The organism is Methylomonas koyamae (assembly GCF_001644025.1).
Taxonomy (GTDB): Bacteria; Pseudomonadota; Gammaproteobacteria; order Methylococcales; family Methylomonadaceae; genus Methylomonas; species Methylomonas koyamae_A.
On the sequence record NZ_LUUK01000076.1, the window covers coordinates 1 to 3870 of the forward strand.

At 59.4% G+C, this 3870-nt stretch carries 4 protein-coding genes; 2 read left to right on the forward strand and 2 right to left on the reverse strand.

Going from position 1 to position 3870, the window contains the following annotated elements; genetic code table 11:
• Positions 1-429: rhodanese-like domain-containing protein (locus A1355_RS06710; protein ID WP_082885403.1), on the reverse strand; the 429-nt coding region annotated here is incomplete at its 3' end.
• A 21-nt stretch (positions 430-450) separates the two neighbouring features.
• Positions 451-1656 carry an EAL and HDOD domain-containing protein gene (locus tag A1355_RS06715; RefSeq protein ID WP_064026294.1) on the reverse strand — a complete coding sequence of 402 codons (1206 nt, stop codon included), beginning with the start codon at positions 1654-1656 and terminating at the stop codon, positions 451-453.
• Between the two features lie 119 nt (positions 1657-1775).
• Between A1355_RS06715 and A1355_RS06720 the strand changes: the two genes are divergently transcribed.
• Both A1355_RS06720 and A1355_RS06725 read left to right on the forward strand, forming a co-directional pair.
• Entirely contained in the window at positions 1776-1985 is a 210-nt protein-coding gene (locus A1355_RS06720; RefSeq protein ID WP_064026296.1) for a heavy-metal-associated domain-containing protein, read from the forward strand.
• A gap of 86 nt (positions 1986-2071) precedes the next feature.
• Positions 2072-3870 (forward strand): heavy metal translocating P-type ATPase (locus A1355_RS06725; RefSeq protein ID WP_064026298.1); only part of this gene is annotated, 1799 nt, incomplete at its 3' end.

Here is a 3870-nt window from a genome sequence, read left to right on the forward strand (position 1 = left end):
AGCGACCGTCGCGCAACTGGGTTTGACCGGTTTGCCGGATTTGATCCAGCCTTGAATGCCGCTGGACAGGTGGTAGATTTGGTTCATGCCTTTTTGCTCGGCCAACAATTTGCCGAGTTTGGCGCTGCGGTTGCCGGACCGGCATACCAGAATCACCGGCTGATCCGGTGACGTTTTCAATTTCTCGACTTGGCTGCTCCAGGCCTCCTGGTCGATTTGGCCGTTTGCGTCGAACGATTGCAACAAGCGGCTTTGCGGGATCACGCCGGACGCCTGCCATTCCTGTTCGGTACGCACATCAATCACCAGTGCGTTTTGGTTTTTTTGCATGTCCAGCAATTGCTCGGCGCCGACTTCCGCCAATTCTCCGGCCGTTAACCGAAAGCTGACCACCAGGGTCGACAGAGCCAAGAATATCGATTTTTTCATAAACCACCGGTAACGGGACATTTAAGTACTTAACAGCGGAAACACGCATTTGGCCCACCAATCGATGCTTTCCAAATACAGTTGGCCAATTCGAGTATGCGAAACGCCCCGATACGACCCCAAGGACGGTTCCCAACGCTCGTGAGCGACGCAAAACTTGAGCGCTTCGCCGGGGCCGCCCGCGTATTCCAGCACGGCTTGCATTATATCGTCGGACAGCGGCAGCTGTTCGATAACTTTCGGTAACGGCATGTCCAGCAAGGCATCCAGGCCGGACAGCATGCCGACGAAGAAAAACAGCTCTCGGTCCTGGCCGGTTTCCTGCGCCAGCAGTTCGCAGAGCTTGGCGCGGACTAATACGTTTTGTAGAACCGACGAGGGCTTGTCGCTGAGCGACGACAGCGTCAGGATGTTGACCCAGCGTTTGACCTCGATCAGCCCCAGGCAGACGATGGCGTGCTGAATCGATTCGATCTTGCGCGGCAACGCGAAAAACGCCGAATTGATGTAATGCAGCAGCTTAAAACTCAGACCGACATCTTGAGAGACGATGCGGCCGATCTCCGAAAACTCGACATCGGGCTGGTTGACGGCCGACATTAGCCGGATAGCGGAGGCCTGGCTGACGCCGAGGCGCTTGCCTTCCACCAAATTGGGTTTGCTGAAGAAAAATCCCTGGAACAGTTCGCAGCCCCATTCCTTCAAGGCTTGAAATTCCTCGTGGGTTTCGACTTTCTCGGCCAGTAGGCGCAGCCCGTAACCTTTGAGCTCGGTGATCAAGGCGTGGGATTTTTCGAGGCCGTCGGCCATGACGTCCAGTTTGACGATGTCGGCGATTTCCAGCAACGGCCGCCATTCCGGCGTCAACACGAAGTCGTCCAGCGCGATGGTGTAGCCCAATTCGGACAGGGCCTTCAAATTGGCGACGATGGCGTCGTCGACCGCGACCGATTCCAGGACTTCGATGACGATGCGGTCCTTGGGCAAGTGTAGCGGTATGTTGTCCAGCAAGTTCCGGCCGGTAAAGTTGATGAAGGCCTTATGCGGACCGACCAATTCGTTCAGGCCGATTTCCAGGATGGTGTCGGTAATGACTTGGCGGGTCGCGTTGGCTGCCCCATCCTGTTGACTCAGATCGAAGTCCTTGCCCCGAAACAGAATTCCGTAAGCGAAGGTGCTTAAATCCCGGTCCAATATCGGCTGTCGACCGATTAGAAAATCTGTCATGCGTTGCGGCTCCCCCCGTGCATCCTCTATCATGAAGCTTGGTGGGGTTTTATACACGAGCGTGCCGCGCTCGTCGAGTGACCCGCCGATTCGGATTTCAACAACTTTGGGAGAACTCTATGTCGGAAACAGCGTCTTTAGCGGTAACGGGTATGAAATGCGGCGGTTGCGAGAATAACATCGTCGGAAAACTGTCGGCGGTGCCGGGCGTGATAGCCGTAAAAGCCTCGCATACCGAAAAACGGGTGGACGTCGAGTACGATCCGACCCAGACCGACCTCGATGAAATCGAGGACACCATCGTCGAAGCCGGTTTCAAAGTCGAATAAATCGCGATGCGCGCGTACCTGGCCAAGGTGCCGACCGCCGGTGCCAACGATCAAGTCGCAACAACGGCAAATGCCGGGGATATTCAATGACCACTGACCAAGTTCAAACCGCCGAAACCCGCCTGTCGATTCTGGGCATGCGTTGCGCGGGCTGTATTGCCGCCGTCGAAACCGCGTTGCAACAAGTGCAGGGCGTCGAATCGGTCGCCGTTAATTTCGCCGACCATTCCGCGACCGTCACCGGTGCCGCCGACCATGAAGCGATGAAGCGTTCGCTACGGGAAGCCGGCTACGACGCGGCGGTGATGGAAGGTCTGGAAGACCCGCGCGAGGAGGAAGAGCAGGAAGAACGGCGCTATCTTGATTTGATGAACAAGGCCAAGGTCGCCGGCGCGCTGGGCGTGCCGCTGATGTTGGGTGCCCATATGGACTGGTTTCCGGCGATGGGTACCGCCGCCGGCGCCGACTTTTGGTCCATCGTCGCCTTGCTGACGCTGGCGGTGATGTTTTATTCCGGCGGACATTTTTTCGTCAGCGCGGTGAAGCTGCTGCAAGTTCGGCAAAGCAATATGGACACGCTGATCGCGCTGGGCACCGGCTCGGCCTGGTTGTATTCTTGCGTCGTCATCGATTTTTCCGGGCAATTGCCGTCGTTGTCGGCGCACGCCTACTTCGAAGCCTCGGCGGTGATTTTGGCCTTCATCAATTTGGGCAGTGCCTTGGAAACCCGCGCGCGCGGTAAAACCTCCGCGGCGATACGCGCCCTGATCGGTCTGCAACCGCGGACCGCCCGCGTGGTCCGCGACGGCGCCGAAATCGACGTGCCGATCGAGCAGGTCGGTTTGGGCGAAACCTTGCGGGTCAGGCCCGGCGAAAAAATTCCGGTGGACGGCGTGGTGCTGGAAGGCCATTCCAGCGTCGACGAAGCGATGTTGACCGGCGAGTCGATTCCGGTCGAAAAGCAGGTCGGCTCCAATGTGGCTTCCGGCACGATGAACTTGCACGGCAGCTTTTTGTTCAGCGCCACCCGAATCGGCCGGGATACCGCGCTGGCACAGATCATCCAAAGCGTGCGTCAGGCGCAGAACAGCAAGCCGGCCATCGCCAAGCTGGCCGACCGCATTTCGGCGGTATTCGTGCCGACCGTGGTCGGCATTTCCGCGTTCACCTTTTTGGTTTGGCTGATATTCGGACCGGCGCCGTCGTTGGGTTACGCCTTCGTCACCGCGATGACGGTGCTGGTCATCGCCTGCCCGTGCGCACTGGGCTTGGCCACCCCGATTTCGGTGATGGTCGCGGTCGGCCGGGCGGCGCAAACCGGCATATTGATCCGGCGCGGCGAAGCCTTACAGAGCGCCGGCAACATCAGTTGTCTGGTGTTGGACAAGACCGGTACCGTGACCACCGGCAAACCGAGTCTGGCCGACGTGGTGGCGTTCGGGGAATACTCGGTCGAGCAAGTGTTGCAGCGCGCGGCCAGCCTGGAATCCGGCTCCGAGCATCCGTTGGCGGCGGCCATTTTGGCCGGCGCGGCCGATCGCGGCTTGACCCTGGATAAAGTCAGACGCTTTCAGGCGGTGGCCGGCCACGGCATCAGCGGCCGGATCGCGGATCGTCTCTGGTTGTTCGGCAACGCCGCGTTGATGGCGGAAAACGGCATCGACGACACGCCCTACCGGGAAAAAATGGCCGAACTGTCGGCCAAGGGACAGACGGCGATGCTGTTGGCCGAAGAGCAGACCGTCGCCGGCATCGTTGCCGTCGCCGACCCGATCAAGGCCGATTCGGCCGAGGCGGTGCGTCGGCTGCAAGCCGCCGGCGTCAGGGTGTTGATGGTGACCGGCGACAACGAAATCACCGCCAAGGCCATCGCCGCGCAAGCCGG